Source organism: Mesorhizobium sp. M8A.F.Ca.ET.202.01.1.1, from assembly GCF_004791595.1.
GTDB lineage: Bacteria > Pseudomonadota > Alphaproteobacteria > Rhizobiales > Rhizobiaceae > Mesorhizobium.
Genome location: NZ_SRUN01000002.1, coordinates 231,801 through 247,711, shown reverse-complemented (window position 1 = coordinate 247,711; position 15,911 = coordinate 231,801). Strand labels below are relative to the sequence as shown.

The 15,911-nt window shown below is 62.1% G+C and carries 11 protein-coding genes; 4 read left to right on the top strand and 7 right to left on the bottom strand.

Features of this window, described 5'->3' with window-relative positions; translation table 11 throughout:
• Positions 1-55 precede the first annotated feature (55 nt).
• Positions 56-1,141 carry a DNA polymerase IV gene (dinB, locus tag EN845_RS05960; protein ID WP_135906802.1) on the top strand — a complete coding sequence of 362 codons (1,086 nt, stop codon included), beginning with the start codon at positions 56-58 and terminating at the stop codon, positions 1,139-1,141.
• A 45-nt stretch (positions 1,142-1,186) separates the two neighbouring features.
• Here dinB and EN845_RS35335 read toward each other — a convergent pair whose 3' ends face one another.
• The 6 genes from EN845_RS35335 to EN845_RS05935 form a co-directional block, all read right to left on the bottom strand.
• Complete coding sequence (locus EN845_RS35335; RefSeq protein WP_167531259.1) at positions 1,187-1,354, bottom strand: hypothetical protein; 168 nt, start codon at positions 1,352-1,354, stop codon at positions 1,187-1,189.
• A 351-nt stretch (positions 1,355-1,705) separates the two neighbouring features.
• Positions 1,706-2,635: a DUF2493 domain-containing protein gene (locus EN845_RS05955; RefSeq protein WP_135906801.1), complete on the bottom strand. Its 930-nt coding sequence runs from the start codon at positions 2,633-2,635 to the stop codon at positions 1,706-1,708.
• 361 nt (positions 2,636-2,996) lie between these two features.
• Complete coding sequence (locus EN845_RS05950; RefSeq protein ID WP_135906800.1) at positions 2,997-4,055, bottom strand: toprim domain-containing protein; 1,059 nt, start codon at positions 4,053-4,055, stop codon at positions 2,997-2,999.
• Positions 4,055-8,371 (bottom strand): strawberry notch-like NTP hydrolase domain-containing protein, encoded by a 4,317-nt coding sequence (locus EN845_RS05945; protein WP_135906799.1) that lies wholly within the window; start codon positions 8,369-8,371, stop codon positions 4,055-4,057. Before EN845_RS05945 ends, EN845_RS05950 begins: the two co-directional genes overlap by 1 nt.
• Positions 8,372-8,531: 160 nt before the next feature.
• On the bottom strand, positions 8,532-10,655 hold the full coding sequence (locus EN845_RS05940) for a ParB/RepB/Spo0J family partition protein (RefSeq protein WP_135906798.1): 2,124 nt from the start codon (positions 10,653-10,655) through the stop codon (positions 8,532-8,534).
• A gap of 170 nt (positions 10,656-10,825) precedes the next feature.
• Complete coding sequence (locus EN845_RS05935) at positions 10,826-11,788, bottom strand: ArdC family protein (RefSeq protein ID WP_135906797.1); 963 nt, start codon at positions 11,786-11,788, stop codon at positions 10,826-10,828.
• Between the two features lie 483 nt (positions 11,789-12,271).
• On the opposite strand from EN845_RS05935, the gene EN845_RS05930 reads away from it, so the two are divergent.
• The 3 genes from EN845_RS05930 (at position 12,272) to EN845_RS05920 (ending at position 14,360) form a co-directional block, all read left to right on the top strand.
• Positions 12,272-12,553 (top strand): AlpA family phage regulatory protein, encoded by a 282-nt coding sequence (locus EN845_RS05930; protein WP_135906796.1) that lies wholly within the window; start codon positions 12,272-12,274, stop codon positions 12,551-12,553.
• 105 nt (positions 12,554-12,658) lie between these two features.
• Entirely contained in the window at positions 12,659-13,123 is a 465-nt protein-coding gene (locus EN845_RS05925) for a helix-turn-helix transcriptional regulator (RefSeq protein ID WP_135906795.1), read from the top strand.
• Positions 13,101-14,360: a type II toxin-antitoxin system HipA family toxin gene (locus EN845_RS05920; protein WP_135906794.1), complete on the top strand. Its 1,260-nt coding sequence runs from the start codon at positions 13,101-13,103 to the stop codon at positions 14,358-14,360. The genes EN845_RS05925 and EN845_RS05920 overlap by 23 nt, the downstream gene beginning before the upstream one ends.
• A 144-nt stretch (positions 14,361-14,504) precedes the next feature.
• On the opposite strand, the gene EN845_RS05915 is transcribed toward EN845_RS05920, so the two are convergent.
• Positions 14,505-15,761, bottom strand: coding sequence for a tyrosine-type recombinase/integrase (locus tag EN845_RS05915; protein WP_135906793.1), 1,257 nt, complete (start codon positions 15,759-15,761; stop codon positions 14,505-14,507).
• Between the last annotated feature and the right edge of the window lie 150 nt (positions 15,762-15,911).

Sequence of the window (15,911 nt, the reverse complement as noted above, 5' to 3'; positions counted from 1 at the left end):
TTGTAGCATCCTTCAGCACGAAGCTCAGACCATGCCGAAATGACATTGCAAGCAAATGGCCCCTGAACACAGCGCCGACCCGCGCAAGATCATCCATGTCGACATGGATGCGTTCTACGCGTCGGTCGAACAGCGCGACGATCCGGAACTCCGCGGTAAGCCGCTTGCCGTTGGTGGAGCGGCTGCCCGCGGCGTTGTGGCGGCCGCGAGCTACGAGGCCCGCGCCTTCGGCGTTCGCTCCGCGATGCCTTCGGTCACGGCAAAGCGCAAATGCCCCGAGCTGATATTCGTGCCGCCCCGCTTCGAGGTCTACCGGGCAGTCTCGGCTCAGATCCGCGAGGTGTTTGCCGAACATACCGACCTCATTGAGCCGCTGTCGCTCGACGAGGCCTATCTCGACGTGACGCAGAACCGGCTCGACATTGCGTCTGCCACGACGATCGCCGAGATGATCAGGGCAAAGATCCTGCTGGTGACCGGTCTCACCGCGTCCGCCGGCATTTCGTACAACAAATTTCTCGCCAAGATGGCGTCCGACCAGAACAAGCCGAACGGTCAGTTCGTCATCACGCCGCGCCACGGCCCCGCCTTCGTGGAGACTTTGCCAGTCAAGAAGTTTCACGGTGTCGGCCCCGCGACAGCCGCGAAGATGGAAGCGCTCGGCATCGAGACCGGCGCCGATCTCAAGGACAGGTCGCTCCCCTTCCTGCAGCAGCATTTCGGCAAGTCCGGGCTCTGGTACTATCAGATCGCGCGCGCCATCGACGAACGCGCGGTCGACCCGGATCGGCCACGCAAATCAATCGGCGCCGAGGATACGTTCGCAGCCGACATTATCGATCTCGATGCATCGCTCGCCGAACTCAAGCCGCTGGTCGCCAAGGTCTGGGGATACTGTGAAGGCAAAGGCATCCGGGGCCGGACCGTCACGCTGAAGATCAAATTCGCCGACTTCCAGCAGATCACGCGCAGCCGCACGGTGGCCGTGCCGATCGAACTCCCTGATTTCGAGGCGCTTGCAGCCGATCTCCTGCGGCCGGTATTTCCGGTACAGAAGGGAATCCGCCTGTTGGGTGTCACGCTTTCGTCGCTCGGCGATGTGCTACCGCCCGATCGGCGTCAGCTGCGGTTCGAATTGTAGGGTGTCTCTACGCCGGGGGGATAGCCCGGCTGCAGGCTCTCCGGATCAGCGCGCGTGTGGATCGATTTCGCGGACGATCTCGGAGGCTTCTCCTTCATACTCGTCGGCTGGCACGACGGTCAGCGTACCGTCGCCGGCGCGGAAGATGACGATGCTGACCATCAGGCTGGTGGCGAGGCTGAAGGCGAAGGCGTTGGCTTCCATGAGCGACATCGTTCCGGCTCCTGTTCTGGAAGCGGGGAGCGATCCCGCGTGACAGGCGCCCTATGTGTCCGGCCGAGGGCCGCAATCACCGTGAAGGCGAAGCCGAGCGGCGGCACGCTTTGTGTAGTCCGACCCTTTACGGGTTGATGGCATCAGGCCCACGGACCGGATCAAGGAATTGCGCCCATGAACGCGGGGATCGCTCCCCGTTTCCAGAATAGCAGCCGGCGAAATCCGTCGCTCGGAGCACGCTCCCTCGCATTCATCCCAGCCGAACCAGCTTTGCCACGGCCGGTCCCAAGTCTCGAAGAGATGCCAACGAAGTTGCCTTCGTCGGCTTGGCCGCGGAGTGCTGCCCCCTTAAAAGGCGCCGAATTTCATGACCGGGATGCCCAGCTTGCGTGCCTTGTCGGCGAGGTTGTCCTGAATGCCAGAGCCGGGGAAATGAATGACGCCAATCGGCAAGGTGTCGAGCATGGCATCGTTGCGCTTGAAGGGCGCAGCCTTGGCGTGCCCCGTCCAGTCCGGTTTGAAGGCGATTTGTGGCACCTTGCGGCTATGAGCCCATTTGGCCGCGATCAACTCGGCACCTTTTGGTGATCCGCCGTGTAGCAGGACCATGTCCGGATGCTTGGTATGGACCTGGTCGAGCTTGGCCCAGATTAGCCGATGATCGTTGAAATCGAGCCCCCCGGTGAAGGCGACTTTGGGTCCGGGTGGCAACAGCACCTGGCTGTCCGCATGCTTCCTCGCGGCGACGAAGTCCCGACTGTCGATCATGGCCGCGGTGAGGTGACGATGGTTGACGACAGAACCCGAACGCGGACGCCAGATCGAGTGGGTGTGCCGCTCGTAGTGCTCGGCGGACTGGTCACGCATCAATTCGAAGGCGTTGCGGCGTTCGAGCAGTGTCTGACCTTGGGCGATCTGCCGCTCGAGTTCGACCGACTTGACCTCGGATCCGTCCTGTTCGCGCTGCAGCCGTTGCTGGCAAAGCTCGTTTTCATCGAGCTCGCGTTCAATCCGCTTGGTCGCGCGGTGGAACAGGTTGACCGTCCCCCACAGCAGTTCCTCGAGGTCTGGTTCAAGGCGTGTGTCGGCCATCGCCACCACGAGAGCATCGAATATGTCGGCGATACTGGCCGCTATGACCCGGCCTTCGGGCAGCGGGCGCGGATCGGGCTCGTCGTCGAAGGGACGGTAGCCGTAGAGCTGAAGCTCTTGAAGGACGTAGTCGGTGGGTGATGATGCGGGTTGCGGCTCGAAGTCGGTATCGTGCTCGGTGCTCATGGCGGCTTGCCTTCGTGGGATCGGCCGCGCCCATCGCGGCCTTCATGGCGACGAAGGCGATGGATGATCCGGACTTGCACCCGCAGCGCCAGCGCAGGGCCGGAACGGAAGTGGAGGATGGCGAAGCCCGGCTATTTTGTCTCGCGATGGAAAGGCCCGAAGACGGGGCCTCGCGCGGCCCGCCGCGTGGGGTGGCAAGGGCCGCCGGAAAATAGCCGGGCGCAGCCATTGCCTGTCCGGATCGGCCGGCGCCCGATCGCCCTCTGGAAGGCCGTGGGCCGGCCCTCGCCCCAGCGAAGGTCCACCTTAAGCACTCGGGCCACGCATCCTGGCATGCCGCCCCTCTCTTCCCCCTTTCCGGTCAGGCCGCCAGTGCCATGAAGCGAGCCACATCCTGTGGCGCGATCTGGATCCGCAGGATCGCCCTGAGGGCATCGGCACCGAGCAGGCGCAGATCCTCGTTGAAGTCGCCGAGTTGCGGCGCCAGGACCATCGCCTCGATACCGGCCGCTTTGGTGCGTTCAATGAGGGTTGCCACAGCTGCGTCGCCGGCGGGATCATTGTCGCGGGCGATATAGAGCCGCCGCAATGTGTCGGGAAACAGGATTGCGGACAGATGGGCCGCCGACAGGGCCGCGAGTGCCGGCAGGGCGGGCAGGACAGTGCGGTGCGACAGCATGGTCTCGATGCCTTCGCCGGCGACCATGACATCGCAGCAGCAGCCGAAGCGGACGGCGTGACCGAGCAGTTCGCCCATGGCCCGTCTCGGCGTGTCGATTGGAGCGCGGCCGAGATGGGCCTCGGTGAAACCGCCAGGATCGAGCCAGGTGCGGTGGGCGCCGGTGAGCTTGCCTTTGAGGTCGGTGACCGACGCGATCATTGCCGGCCATGTTTCGGTCGGGCCGTGCTCGGCACTGTAATAGCAGCGCGGATGAAACCGAAGGCTCCCGGTCGCATGCAAGGCTGTGATCCCGCGTCCACGCAGATACGTCTCAACAAGCGTTCTCCCAATGGGTTGCGAAATGGAGACCAAACGCCGGGCCGCTTCGGGGGAGCCGCCGGCAGCGGGAACGGCTGGCACCCTGTGTTCGTCCGGTTCGCTCGTCGCCCGGGGCATGGACAGAAAGCTGCGCGCCTCGTCGGAAACGTCCTTGAAATCGACAAGGCCAAGCGACTCCCGAATAACGTCCAGAAGGTCGCCGTGCTCGCCGGTGGCGGCGTCGGTCCATTTCCCGGCGGCGCCCTTGCCGGAATCCGATCCCTTGAGGCGGACAAACATCGAACGCCCCGGCGCATTGCTGACATCACCCACCAGCCAGTAATTGCCGACGCGGCGACCATTGGACAGGTATTGGCGGCACACCGCCTCCGCCCGTCGGGCGAGACGGCTTGCCAGTACGGACGCATCGTGCGGCGCCATCAGCTGGCCTCCCGCTCGCTGATGCGCTGCACCGGATAACGCTCGATGACCTTGGCGAGCACCGTAGGCCCGCTCGCGTCCGCGGGCACGAACATGCGCAGCTTCCAGGATATGATCTCGTGGAAAAGTCCGTAGGCCGTGAGCCGCTCGCGCATGGTATCGGTGAAGCCCGACAGCTCGATGCGATTGGCGCCCATGACGCGGACGCGGCGCAGATCAAGACCTTCCGCGAGGTCGAGCATCGTTCGTCCATCCACAAGAGCGTTGAAGGCATCTTGCGCTGTCAGCGTGCTGATGCCGGTTGCCAGCGCGCCGGCGGCCCAGGCGACTGAGACCCTGCGTCCTATGATGCGCTCTCCCGCATCGGTCTGAAGCCGATAGACCCGGCTCGATTCGTTTGGAAGACGCTTCCAGATCGGCAGCAGCAGTCCTGCGACGATGTGGATGGTCGAGTCCGAGAATGCCGGGACGCCCGCGACCTCGGCGCTCCAGGCAGCGCTGAAGGTCTCTCGATCAACATGCTGCCAATGACTGTCCTCCATCATGCGCAGCGAGGCATGGTGTTGCTCCATCGGCCGGATCAGCCGGACCCGCCGCTCGATCTCGCCATCGTCGAGCATAAACGATGGCGCGGGAACCTGGACGGCCGCACGTCCTGAGCGTTCGTTGACCAACAGGATGGCGCGCTGATCGTCGAGCTCGGCGACAGCTTCCTCGACGGGCATCGGCCGGTTGCGCTGGCGCTGATCGATAGTGAGAAGCTGTGTCTCGGCGCCGGTGCCAGGATGGGTGTAGATAGCCCGCCTATCGGTGACGACGAAACTCTCCGCTCGCAGCGTTTCGAGCCCGAGGTCGTAGACCCCAGCCGCGATGGCGCCTTCCACCTTCGCGGTGAGCAACTGCTCGAAAGCCGCGAACAGGATGTTCTGCAGTTCGATGGTGAGCGCCAGCAGGCGATTAAGGAAAGTGGTGATCGGCGGCAGCTCGTCCTTGATGCCGTTCTCGTCCGTCAGCCTCAGCCCCGTGGTCTGCTCGAACAGCTCGAGTGAGCAGCCCTCCACCTTGCCGCGGACGATCAGCAGATAGAGTTGCCGCAGCGCATCGCGCGCATGATGCGATTCCAGATTGTCCTCTGGCCGAAACAGACCCTGCCCGCCGGTCTGGCGCTGGCCACGCGTGATCGCGCCCAGCGTGTCGAGGCGTCGGGCAATCGTCGAGAGGAAGCGTTTCTCGGCTTTCACATTGGTGGCGATCGGTCGAAACAGCGGTGGCTGCGCCTGATTTGTCCGATGCGTGCGGCCAAGTCCCTGGATGGCTGCGTCGGCCTTCCAGCCAGGTTCGAGGAGATAGTGGACGCGCAGGCGCGTGTTACGCGCGGAAAGCTCCGCATGGTAGCTGCGGCCTGTCCCACCGGCATCGCTGAACACCAGGATACGCTTGACGTCATCCATGAAGGCCTGCGTCTCGGCGAGATTGGCCGAGGCCGCGCGGCCCTCGACCATCAGGCGTTCGCCCTTCCTGACGATGCGTCGCGACCGGCCCGTCACCTCCGCTACCATGTCGGTGCCGAAGCGCTGGACGATCTGGTCGAGCGCGCCAGGGACCGGTGGCAGGCTCGCCAGCTTCTCGATCAGGGCCGTGCGGCGCGCGACCGCCTCACGACTTTCAACGGGTTGACCGTCGCGAAACACCGGCCTCGACGACAGGTTGCCTTCCGAATCCGTGAAGGGCTCGTAGAGCTGCACTGGGAAGGAATGCTCGAGGTAATCGAGCACATATTCGCGCGGCGTGATGTCGACGCGGACGTCGTTCCATTCCTGCGTTGGCACCTCCGCCAGCCGGCGTTCCATCAGTGCCTCGCCGGTGGAGACGATCTGAACCACGGCCGAATGCCCGGACTGGAGATCCTGCTCGATCGAGCGGATCAGTGTCGGCGTCTTCATCGACGTCAGCAGGTGACCGAAAAAGCGCTGCTTGGCGCTTTCGAAAGCCGAGCGCGCGGCGGACTTGGCCTGGCGGTTCAGGGTGCCGCTGTCGCCGGTGATGTTGGCGGCCTGCATGGCCGCGTCGAGATTGTTGTGAATGACGGCAAAGGCGCCGGCATAGGCATCGTAGATCCGCCGCTGCTCAAGCGTCAGTTCGTGCTCGACCAGTTCATATTCGACGCCGTCGAAGGAGAGCGAGCGTGCCGTGTAGAGGCCAAGCGCTCGAAGGTCCCGGGCGAGCACCTCCATTGCCGCCACGCCACCCGCCTCGATCGCCTCGACGAACTCCGCGCGGGTCGAGAACGGGAAGTCCTCGCCGCCCCACAGGCCAAGCCTCTGGGCGTAGGCGAGATTGGCGACCGTGGTCGCGCCGGTGGCGGAGACATAGACGACACGGGCGCTAGGCAGCGCTTGTTGCAAACGCAAACCGGCGCGGCCTTGCTGTGAGGGCGCGACATCGCCACGCTCTCCCTTGCCGCCGCCGGCATTCTGCATGGCGTGCGCCTCGTCGAATATAAGCACTCCGTCGAAATCCGGACCCAACCATTCGACGATCTGCCTGACGCGCGAAACCTTCTCGCCACGGTCGTCGGAGCGTAGCGTGGCATAGGTTGTAAACAGGATGCCTTCTGGAAGCGTGATGGTGCGCCCTTGCGGGAAGCGCGACAGCGGCGTGACCAGCAGACGCTCCATGCCGAGCGCGGCCCAGTCGCGCTGCGCGTCCTCAAGCAGCCTGTCTGACTTGGAGATCCACACGGCCTTGCGTCGACCTTGCAGCCAGTTGTCGAGCATGATGCTCGCCGACTGCCGGCCCTTGCCGACGCCGGTCCCGTCGCCGATGAAGAAGCCACGCCGGAAGCGCACGGCCCCTGGCGCGTCCTCGGGTGCCGCTTTGACAACATCAAGCGTGTGGTCGACTGACCACGATCCGGCGAGAAACCCGCAATGGGCCTCGCCGGCCATGATCACCGTTTCGAGCTGGGCGTCGGAGAGCGATGTCAGGATGTCGCCGGGCAGGGTCGGCCGATAGCTGGGCCTCGGTGGCGCGACAGACGCCATTGCCGCGGACTGGACCAGCGTTGTCGGGTGCGCCTGGGAGCCCGGAATACGGATCGTCTGCAATCCGTATTCCTCGTAAATCGCGTCGGTCAGCCGTGCTCCGTCGTCGGGCGTCCAATCGACCGTCTCGTACGACAGTTCAACGCCGACCGGCTCGGATAGCTGCCGCTGAGCCGGGCTTGCGACAGTGCGGGCGAGATAACCGCGGACCGTCCTGGGCGCGGTGATGGCCGGAACGACCCTGGCAGCTTCGGCGATCGGCGGCCGTGCGGGAACGTGCTTCTCGATCCAGCTGAGCAATGTGGCGACATCCGGCGCAAAGCCAGGCGAGGCCGGAATGAATGACGGATCGCCAGCCAATGTCTTGTCGATGACCGTCAGTCGGGTGTCGATCGCCGTGCCATGCCTGGCGTAGACGGCGCCACTGATCGTGGCGGTGAAGACGACGCGGCCATGCTCCTGCAGGCGCTCGAATGAATTGCGCCACGCCGGCATCTCCGGTCCGAAGCCCGCGCTGGTGATGGTGACCAGCCGACCACCGTCGGCGAGCCGCGCGAGTGCCGAGGCGATATGGCGATAGGTTGCGTCCGCGACCCGCCCCCGCACGTTGGCGAGGACCGAGAACGGCGGGTTCATCAGCACGATGGTGGGCAAGCGCGCCGGATCAAGATGGTCGTGGATCTGCGCCGCGTCGAAGCGTGTGACCGTGACGCCCGGGAAGAGATTGGACAGAAGGCCGGCACGCGTCTCCGCGAGCTCGTTTAGCACAAGCGAGCCGCCGGCAATCTCAGCAAGGATCGCAAGCAGACCGGTGCCGGCAGAAGGTTCAAGCACCCGGTCAGCCGACGTTATGGCCGCAGCCGTGACGGCCGCGAGGCCGAGCGGGATGGGTGTCGAGAATTGCTGCAGCGCCTGGCTTTCCTCGGAGCGGCGGGTATGCGTGGGCAGCAGGTCCGCAATCCGGCTGAGAAGCGGCAAGACGGATGTCGCGGAACCGGCTTTGCGCAGAAGCGACCTGCCGTATTTGCGAAGGAACAGAACGGTCGCGGCTTCGCAGGCTTCATAGGCCGTCTTCCAGTCCCAGGCGCCGCTTGTGTCGGACGCCCCGAATGAGGCTTCCATCGCCGCTCGCAGGACAACGGCATCTACGCGCCGGCCGCATTCGATGTGGGGGAGAAGAACCAGGGCTGCCGCGTAGACGGCTGCGGCTGGATCGAGAGGCGTGGCGGAAGAGGCCGAACCGCCGATTACTGCGGGTGACAAAAAGTTCATTGGAGATCCTCTGGAGAGCGAGGCCAGGAAAAGCCCATCGGCGCTCTCTCTGACCGCACGGGCTCAACTCGTCCCGGCCGGACACTCACTCTCACGACAGAACGCAAAAACGCCCGGCCCTCTTGCGAGAGCCGGGCGATGGGACGCGGAAGGAGACGGCCTATTCGGCGGCGTCTAGCTGTTTTTCATCCTGGTCGACCAAGGCGACATCGTTGTCACCTGCCAGGAATTCAGGCAAAGCTTCATCTTCGTCGCCAGCGTTGGTGTCCACTGCTTCCACATCAACGTCGACAAGCCGCAGAGGCTCAGGCAGCCAGCCACTATCGGCGAGCAGGCGTTCGGCTTCCTTGGCCATGTCGCCCTTCTTGAGGTGGTCAATGAGCTGGGAGGCGCGCTCGCCGGCGCCCTCGCGAACGGCTTCCAGGATGCGCGCCTTGGTGACACGGCCGAGATAGTTGCCGACAGTGGGTCGCCACCCGGCATCAATCATGTCGAGTCCGACTGCCCTGGCGAGATTATCGGCGTCGGCAAGGCGCTGTTGCACACCGTGTGTGGAGATAGCGCCGTTGCCGTAGCGATCGGCCCTTTCGTAGAGGGCGTTGACACCCAAGGATGCGCAATGGGCGAACAGCTCAGTCTGCTCGGTGCCCGTCAGTGCAGAGAGCGCGTTCCACAGGTCGGCGACGTCAGTTGGAAGACGCTTTTCCCAGGCCTCGTGGCGGGCCTGGATCGAGCGCGCATAAATCGTATCCCGAAGCCCTTCGGACTGGACGGGAAAGACCGTGCCGCGGACAAGGACTTCCATCGCCACGCCTTGCGCGCTGTAGCGAGAGAAAGCGTCGCGGACGAATTTGTTGAGCACGGCCAGGAAGGCGGTCGCGGGATCGTTGGCGAGCTTGTCGCGCAGAGCCAGCGTGCGATCCGCGGTCAGCTCCATGATCAGGCGATCGGGCAATGGCTTGATGCCATCGTCGTCATCATCCTGCGTGTCGGCCGGTTGGCCACCGATGGTGATGACGGCCCGCTGACCCGGGCCTGTGGCTGAGACGCCGGATCCGTCGACGCCGGGATCGTTGTTGCCGTCGGACGGAACGAGCGCCTCATCCTCCGGCTTCACGTAACCGCGTTCGACGAGAAGCGCTCCGTCCGTGTCGACGCTGACGAAGACACCCGCACACGCGATTTCGACCGGATTGAAGCGGACGGGGCGCGCCTCGATCGACTTGATAGCGGTTTCAATCTCGCCAAACCGCTGGTCGACCTCGTCAGGCAACTCGTCGGCCTCCTCATACTGCGCCTGGAGCTGGTCAAATTCATTGCGCAGCGCGTCGAGCGTTGCCTGCTCATCACTGCCGAGGTCGATTGGCGCGCCCTCGAGCTCACGCAAACCGTCCGCCGCGCCATAAGGGAAACTCACCGCGACCTCGATCCACTTCCAACCTTCGTTGGCGATTTCGTCAACCATCATCTGCAGCTTCTCAATGACGAGCCGCTCAAGCAGCGGAATGTCCTGTAGCCAACCGCCATCATCCGACTGGAACAGATCACGCAGCACTTCGCCGCCTGCCGCCTCATAGCTCTCGAGGCCGACGAACACGGCCCGCTTGTCGGAGGCGCGGACGGTATTCTCGGTCAGCATGCGGCGGATCTGGTATGGCTCTTTCGACCAGCTGTTCTTGATCGCCTCCCAGACCTGCTCCTGTCGGGTGTGGTCGGTGCTGACGGAAAATGCCTCCAGTTGGGCGATCGTCATGCCGTCCTCGGCGTAAACATCGAGAAGCGCCGGCGATACGGTTGTGAGCTTCAGACGCTGCTTGACGATGTTGACCGAGATGAAGAATGCGGCGGCAATCTCTTCCTCGGCCATGCCCTGGTCGCAGAGAACTTTGAAGGCGCGATACTGATCCAAAGGATGAAGCGGCGCACGTTCGATGTTTTCCGCCAAGGACACCTCCTCGGCGAGAACCGTGCTGGACGAACTCCCGATGACACAGGGGACAGGCGCTACCTTGGCAAGCCGCTTCTGTTTGACGAGCATTTCGAGGGCGCGGTAGCGACGGCCGCCGGCCGGCACCTCGAACATCCCGGTCTCCTGGCCGTCTGCACCGACCAAGGGGCGAACGTGTATGCCCTGGATCAGTCCGCGGCGGGCGATTGATTCAGCCAGGTCCTCGATCGAGACGCCAGCCTTTATGCGCCGCACGTTGGTCTGGGCAAGCACCAGCTTATTGAAAGGAATATCGCGCGAGGACGACAGCGTGATCTTTTGAACGGCAATGGTCATTGAGGTTTCTCCGCGACGGGCCGCCGAGAGCCTCTCTCTCGGTCCTGAACCCGTCATGAAACCCCCTCCAACCCTCTTCCTCTCCCGCCCCGCGCGATCCGGCACGCCGTTGATCGACAGCCGAGCCGCAATGGACAGGAAGACGCTTGCGCTGCTCCGGACAAAGAAGGTTATGCTGCCCTTCTTTCCTTGCCTTCATCCAACTCGACGGATGCTTCGACCTCCTCCGGCAGGTGACCGAGAAGCCACTCAGCTGCCTTGCTTGCCTGGCTGGCGGCACGCACAATAGCGCGATTGTCCTCGCGCAGAACCTCTAGCCATGAGCCGATATAGTCGGCATGCCTAACGGTGGGCATGATGCCCAAGGCGGCGCAGCAGAAGGCAGCGTTGATCTCTGCCACGAGTTCCTCGAACGCATATTTCCTGGAGCCGGTGGAACCGGAGCAGTCGCGGGCCAAGCGTGAACTGTGACCGGTGGCATGACCGAGTTCATGCAAGGCCGTCCGGTGCCAGTTGATCGGCTCGAAATAAGCTTGGGGCGGAGGCACCTGTATATAATCGCGGCCAGGCATATAGAACGCCCTGTCGCCACCAATACGGAAGTCGATACCGGTGGCCTTGATCAGAGCCTCGACCCGCGGTTCGATCAAGCTTGCCACCGGCAGCGGAGCCGAAACTGCGACTTCATCAGGCAGCCCTTCACATTGCTCGATATTGAAAACGGTGAAGCGCTTGAGGAAAGGGATCGCCTGGGCATCCTCGCCTGTCTCGCGAGCGCGCTTCCTCTCATGATCCGGGACAAAACGATCGGCATAAACGACCGTTGTCCCACGCTCGCCTCTACGGACGTTCCCGCCGAGCGCGGCAGACTGTCGATAGGTTAGCCAACTCTGCGTTGGGAACCCGCGTTCGACGACGGCACCCCAGAGGATAAGGACGTTGATCCCGCTGTACGTGCGATGCGTGCTGGCATTCTTCGGCAGGGAAAGCGACGCTTTTGCCGCGGAAGTCCCCCATGGCTGAACCCAAGGAAAACGACCCGCTTCCAGCTCGGCAATTATCTTGCCGGTGATCTCGTCGTAGAGATTAGACCGGTCGGCGACGGCATGGTTTCGATTGCTCCGGACAGACATCGCGGTTCTCCGCGACGGGCGCCGAAGGCCTTTCCTTCCGCTTTCAACCCGTCGCGAAAAACCCGACCCTCCTCTCACTCTCCGTCGGGAGAGCCCTCTGCTCTCCCGACCAGTGTGAAAAAAAGGGCGTACAAGGCGGAAGCAGCGAAATGTCCGTCAGCGGGAATAAGTCAGTTCGGTGCTGGAGCAGGTTCGTGGCCCTGAGACCGGTTCAACAGGGCGGCCGAAGGAGCATCAGCATAGCGCCGCCGTGAGGCGGGATGCGGGACCGACAGCCCCCGGCGAAGGGCGCCATATGAAACTTGAGCGCAGAGCAGGGAGCAAGCCGTCGCGCATGACGCATGGTCGATCCGGGCCACGGCTATCCCTCGCCGGCCGATATATACGAAATCACCGCCCGGCATACGCTTGCCGGCTTTCGCCCTTTCCACCGGTGAAGACTATCGGCTTCAATCGTCTGCTTACCGAAGGAGGAATCGCGCTATGACAGGTCCCAGGGAAAGTGCACTAAAGCGGACGATCCGCCGCAAGGAACTGCGCGAAATCGTGCCTCTGGCCGACAGCACAATCTATGAAATGGAACAACGCGGGCAATTTCCACGACGCTTCGCTCTCACCCCTCGGTGCGTGGTTTGGGATCTGGCCGAAGTAGAAGCCTGGCTCCAGGCTCGCAGGGCGGTTCCGATCTCCCGTGCGAGTCCTCCTGATGTGCGTTTACGGAAAACCTCTCGTGTCAGAGCGCGAGATCGGGCACAAATACCGTAAGCTGAGGGGGGACGAGCGCCACGGTACGGTGTCGATGATCAATCCGTTCGGGCACATTTGCCGTTGCCGCGGACGCATGGCCATCCATCCTGCCGAAGATCAGCGATGGTCATGTCGGCACGATCGTGTCGCCGGCATGATGCCGATGATGATGGCGAAGATCAGGAAAGCTCGTACGGCTTGCTGCTTACGATAGGCATGATGCCGTTTCAAGGTTACGGTCATTGCACCCTTGAAAACAGCCAGTATATAAGCTATTTTCCTCATTATAGCTATAAACAGCTAATTTGTGAGGCGAAAATGATCGACCTGAACGATCTTGGCAATGAGATCAAGAATGCCAGAAAGCAGCGTAAGCTGACACGCGAAAAGCTCGCAGAACTTTCCGGGGTCAGTCGGGCGAGGATCGAGGCGTTTGAAAACGGCAGGGTATCCGACATGGGGTTCAAAGGCGTGCTCACGCTCATGAACATTGTAGGGCTCGATTTCCGACTGACGACCTTCAACAACAAGCGCCCCACACTGGAAGACATCATGGAGGAAGACGATGCTGCGCGTTTGGGTAGGTAGCAAGCCAGTCGGCGTCCTGGACAGATCCGGCAAGCGTGGTTCGACTTTCGTGTACGATGTGAAGACCGATGGTCGTGACGCCGTGTCGCTCACAATGCCCAAGCGGACCGAATCGTGGAATTCGGAGTTCGGGCTCCTTCCCATTTTCGACATGAACCTTCCTGAGGGGGCACTTGAAGGGAAGATCAGGACGGCCTTCGCGAAGGCATTGGGCCGGTTCGACGACATCGACCTGCTGGCCGTAGTCGGCCGGTCGCAGATCGGCCGTATCCGCTTCACTGGCATGGAAGAGGAGCTGGTGGAGGACGTCCCTTTCCGAAGCATTGACGACTTGCTGCGTGCCCGTCGGGCGGGTGATCTCTATAACGAACTCCTGGAAACATACGCAGTCCATTCAGGGGTCGCCGGAGTGCAGCCGAAGGTCCTGGTGCGAGCCAGGGAGGATGGTCCGTCGGACGGACGCCAGTCGCTCAGCGTCCGCGGAGCTACCCACATCGTCAAAATGTGGGATCCCGACGAGTATCCCGAATTGGCTGCAAATGAGTTCTTCTGTCTTATGGCAGCTCGGGAAGTTGGCCTCGAGGTGCCGGATTTCCGGCTATCCGAGGATGGGCTTGCCCTAGTGGTCGAGCGATTCGACCTGACCGACGAATCGTACTTCGGATATGAGGACTTCTGTGCGCTGAACGGCGTAACCAGCAAGGACAAATACAACGGAGGGTATGAAACAAAGCTCTTCAAGCGGATCAGGGAGTTCGTCTCTCCCGAAAATGCCGTCGGGTCATTGGAAGCCGCTTTCCGCCTGTTTGTGATTAACTGCGCCATCCGCAATGGCGATGCCCACCTGAAGAATTTCGGCGTCGTCTACAAAGACGCGGAAAGTCCGGTACGGCTGGCTCCCGTGTATGACCTCATCACGACTAGGGCCTACATCAAGAACGATGCCATGGCGCTTACCCTCGACGGCACCACTGCCTGGCCCGACCGAAAGAGGCTTGACCGGTTGGGCGTCACCCGCGCGAACCTCCGACCGGGGCGCGTAGCAGAGATCGTGGAGCAGACCTGCGACTCGCTCTCAGACGTTTCGGGAAGGGTGAAGGCCTATTTTGAAGGATCCCGCTTCCCTGAGGTCGGCGAAGACATGCTTAGGGAATGGCAGGCCGGAGTGCGCTCGCTTTGCCAGGGAAAGACGATCCACATGATGGGGGTTTTGGACGAAACACGAGCAAACGACTAAAATATCAGCTCTTTCAGGAAAATCAGAATATAATAGCTAGTATTTAAGCTGTTCAGACCGAGGTGCTCTAGATTCCACCGCTGGCTTGCAGTCCATCGCCAAAACCAATTCTCCGCGCATTCAGACCGGCACGGGCTCGTTCAGTCAAAGCGCCGGATCGGGCGCCAGGATCGGCAGCGACGGCGGAACGAGCGTCGGCAGGTACCTCTTGCCATCCACCCAGGCATCAATGATGTCCGACCATTCCTGCATCATATGGCGGCGCTGCACCTCATATTCGGCTTTGTTGTAAACGCCACGCGACGAGCGTCCGTCTTCGTGCGCCAAGCACTTTTCTATCCAGTCGCTGTTGAAACCAAGTTCGTTCAGCAGCGTCGAACCTGTCCGTCGCAGGTCGTGAACCGTAAACGGCTCAAGGGGCAGCCCCTCCATCTTGGCCCGTTCGACGACAGCATAGGTCACGCGGTTGAAGGTCGCGCGCGACATCGATGCATCCGCGTCATATCGAGACGGCAGCAGATATCTTGAATTGCCTGCACAGGTCTTCAAGGCGATCATGATGTCGAGCGTCTGGCGCGACAGATAGACGTTGTGCGCCTTCGAACGCTTCATCCTCTCCTTCGGGATCGTCCAGACTGCGTTCTCAAAATCGACTTCGTCCCAGACGGCGTCCTGCAGCTCGCTCTTGCGCACCATGGTCAGGAGGTAGAGGCGCATCCCCAAGCGGATGGTCGGAAGCGTTGCGACATGCTCGAGTTGCTTCAGCATCACTCGAATTTCTGAAGGGGTGAGTGAGCGATCCCGTGGAACGAAGTTGGCGATGGAGGCCGGCCCTACGTCGTCAGCCGGATTGGCGACCTTCTCGCCATGAAGAACCGCGAAGCTGTAGATCTGCTTGAGGATATCGCGCACGTGGATCGCTGTGGCAGGAGCACCACGATCAACGATCTTGCCGCAAAGTACCCTGAGGTCGTCAGGCGTGATTTCCGTCAGAAGGCGGTTCCTCCAGACCGGGAGCAGTTCACGTTCGAAGATTGAACGCCGCATCGCGCGCGTGCTGTCGGCCATGGGTCCGGCAGTCAACCACTTTTCACCGAACTCGCCGAAGCTCTTTGCCTCCTTGATACGGCGCTTCTCCCGCTGCTTCTCAATCGCAGGAGATCGGCCGTCGCGAATGTCTCGTCTTGCATCGAGGCACCGCTCTCGCGCCAGGGCAAGTGAGATGCCGTCGCGTCCGTATTTGCCTAGGTAGACAGTCTCCCGACGGCCGTTGAGCCTGTAATCCAGCCGGAACGAGATCGCGCCACTCGGCATGACGCGAATGTACATGCCATCGCGGTCCGCAATCTTGTAGATTTTATCTTTTGGTTTCAATGCCTTGAGGGCTGTGTCCGTCAGCATTCCTGCTGCCTCCTGAAAAGTACCGTCAGCGCAATTTCGGGGGCTCTTGGCAGGGATTTCCTATTGTCTTCAATAGGTTAAAACGAAAAAAGTACCGTCACGAGCCTCATTGGTCGTGACGGTACTTTGAAAAATTGGTGGGAGCAATAA

Bases quoted from the DNA above. Each gene is read 5' to 3' on its own strand.
- dinB (WP_135906802.1), top strand. From the start codon at position 56: ATGGCCCCTGAACACAGCGCCGACCCGCGCAAGATCATCCATGTCGAC.
- EN845_RS35335 (WP_167531259.1), bottom strand. From the start codon at position 1,354: ATGTCGCTCATGGAAGCCAACGCCTTCGCCTTCAGCCTCGCCACCAGC.
- EN845_RS05955 (WP_135906801.1), bottom strand. From the start codon at position 2,635: ATGAGCACCGAGCACGATACCGACTTCGAGCCGCAACCCGCATCATCA.
- EN845_RS05950 (WP_135906800.1), bottom strand. From the start codon at position 4,055: ATGGCGCCGCACGATGCGTCCGTACTGGCAAGCCGTCTCGCCCGACGG.
- EN845_RS05945 (WP_135906799.1), bottom strand. From the start codon at position 8,371: ATGAACTTTTTGTCACCCGCAGTAATCGGCGGTTCGGCCTCTTCCGCC.
- EN845_RS05940 (WP_135906798.1), bottom strand. From the start codon at position 10,655: ATGACCATTGCCGTTCAAAAGATCACGCTGTCGTCCTCGCGCGATATT.
- EN845_RS05935 (WP_135906797.1), bottom strand. From the start codon at position 11,788: ATGTCTGTCCGGAGCAATCGAAACCATGCCGTCGCCGACCGGTCTAAT.
- EN845_RS05930 (WP_135906796.1), top strand. From the start codon at position 12,272: ATGACAGGTCCCAGGGAAAGTGCACTAAAGCGGACGATCCGCCGCAAG.
- EN845_RS05925 (WP_135906795.1), top strand. From the start codon at position 12,659: ATGGTCATGTCGGCACGATCGTGTCGCCGGCATGATGCCGATGATGAT.
- EN845_RS05920 (WP_135906794.1), top strand. From the start codon at position 13,101: ATGCTGCGCGTTTGGGTAGGTAGCAAGCCAGTCGGCGTCCTGGACAGA.
- EN845_RS05915 (WP_135906793.1), bottom strand. From the start codon at position 15,761: ATGCTGACGGACACAGCCCTCAAGGCATTGAAACCAAAAGATAAAATC.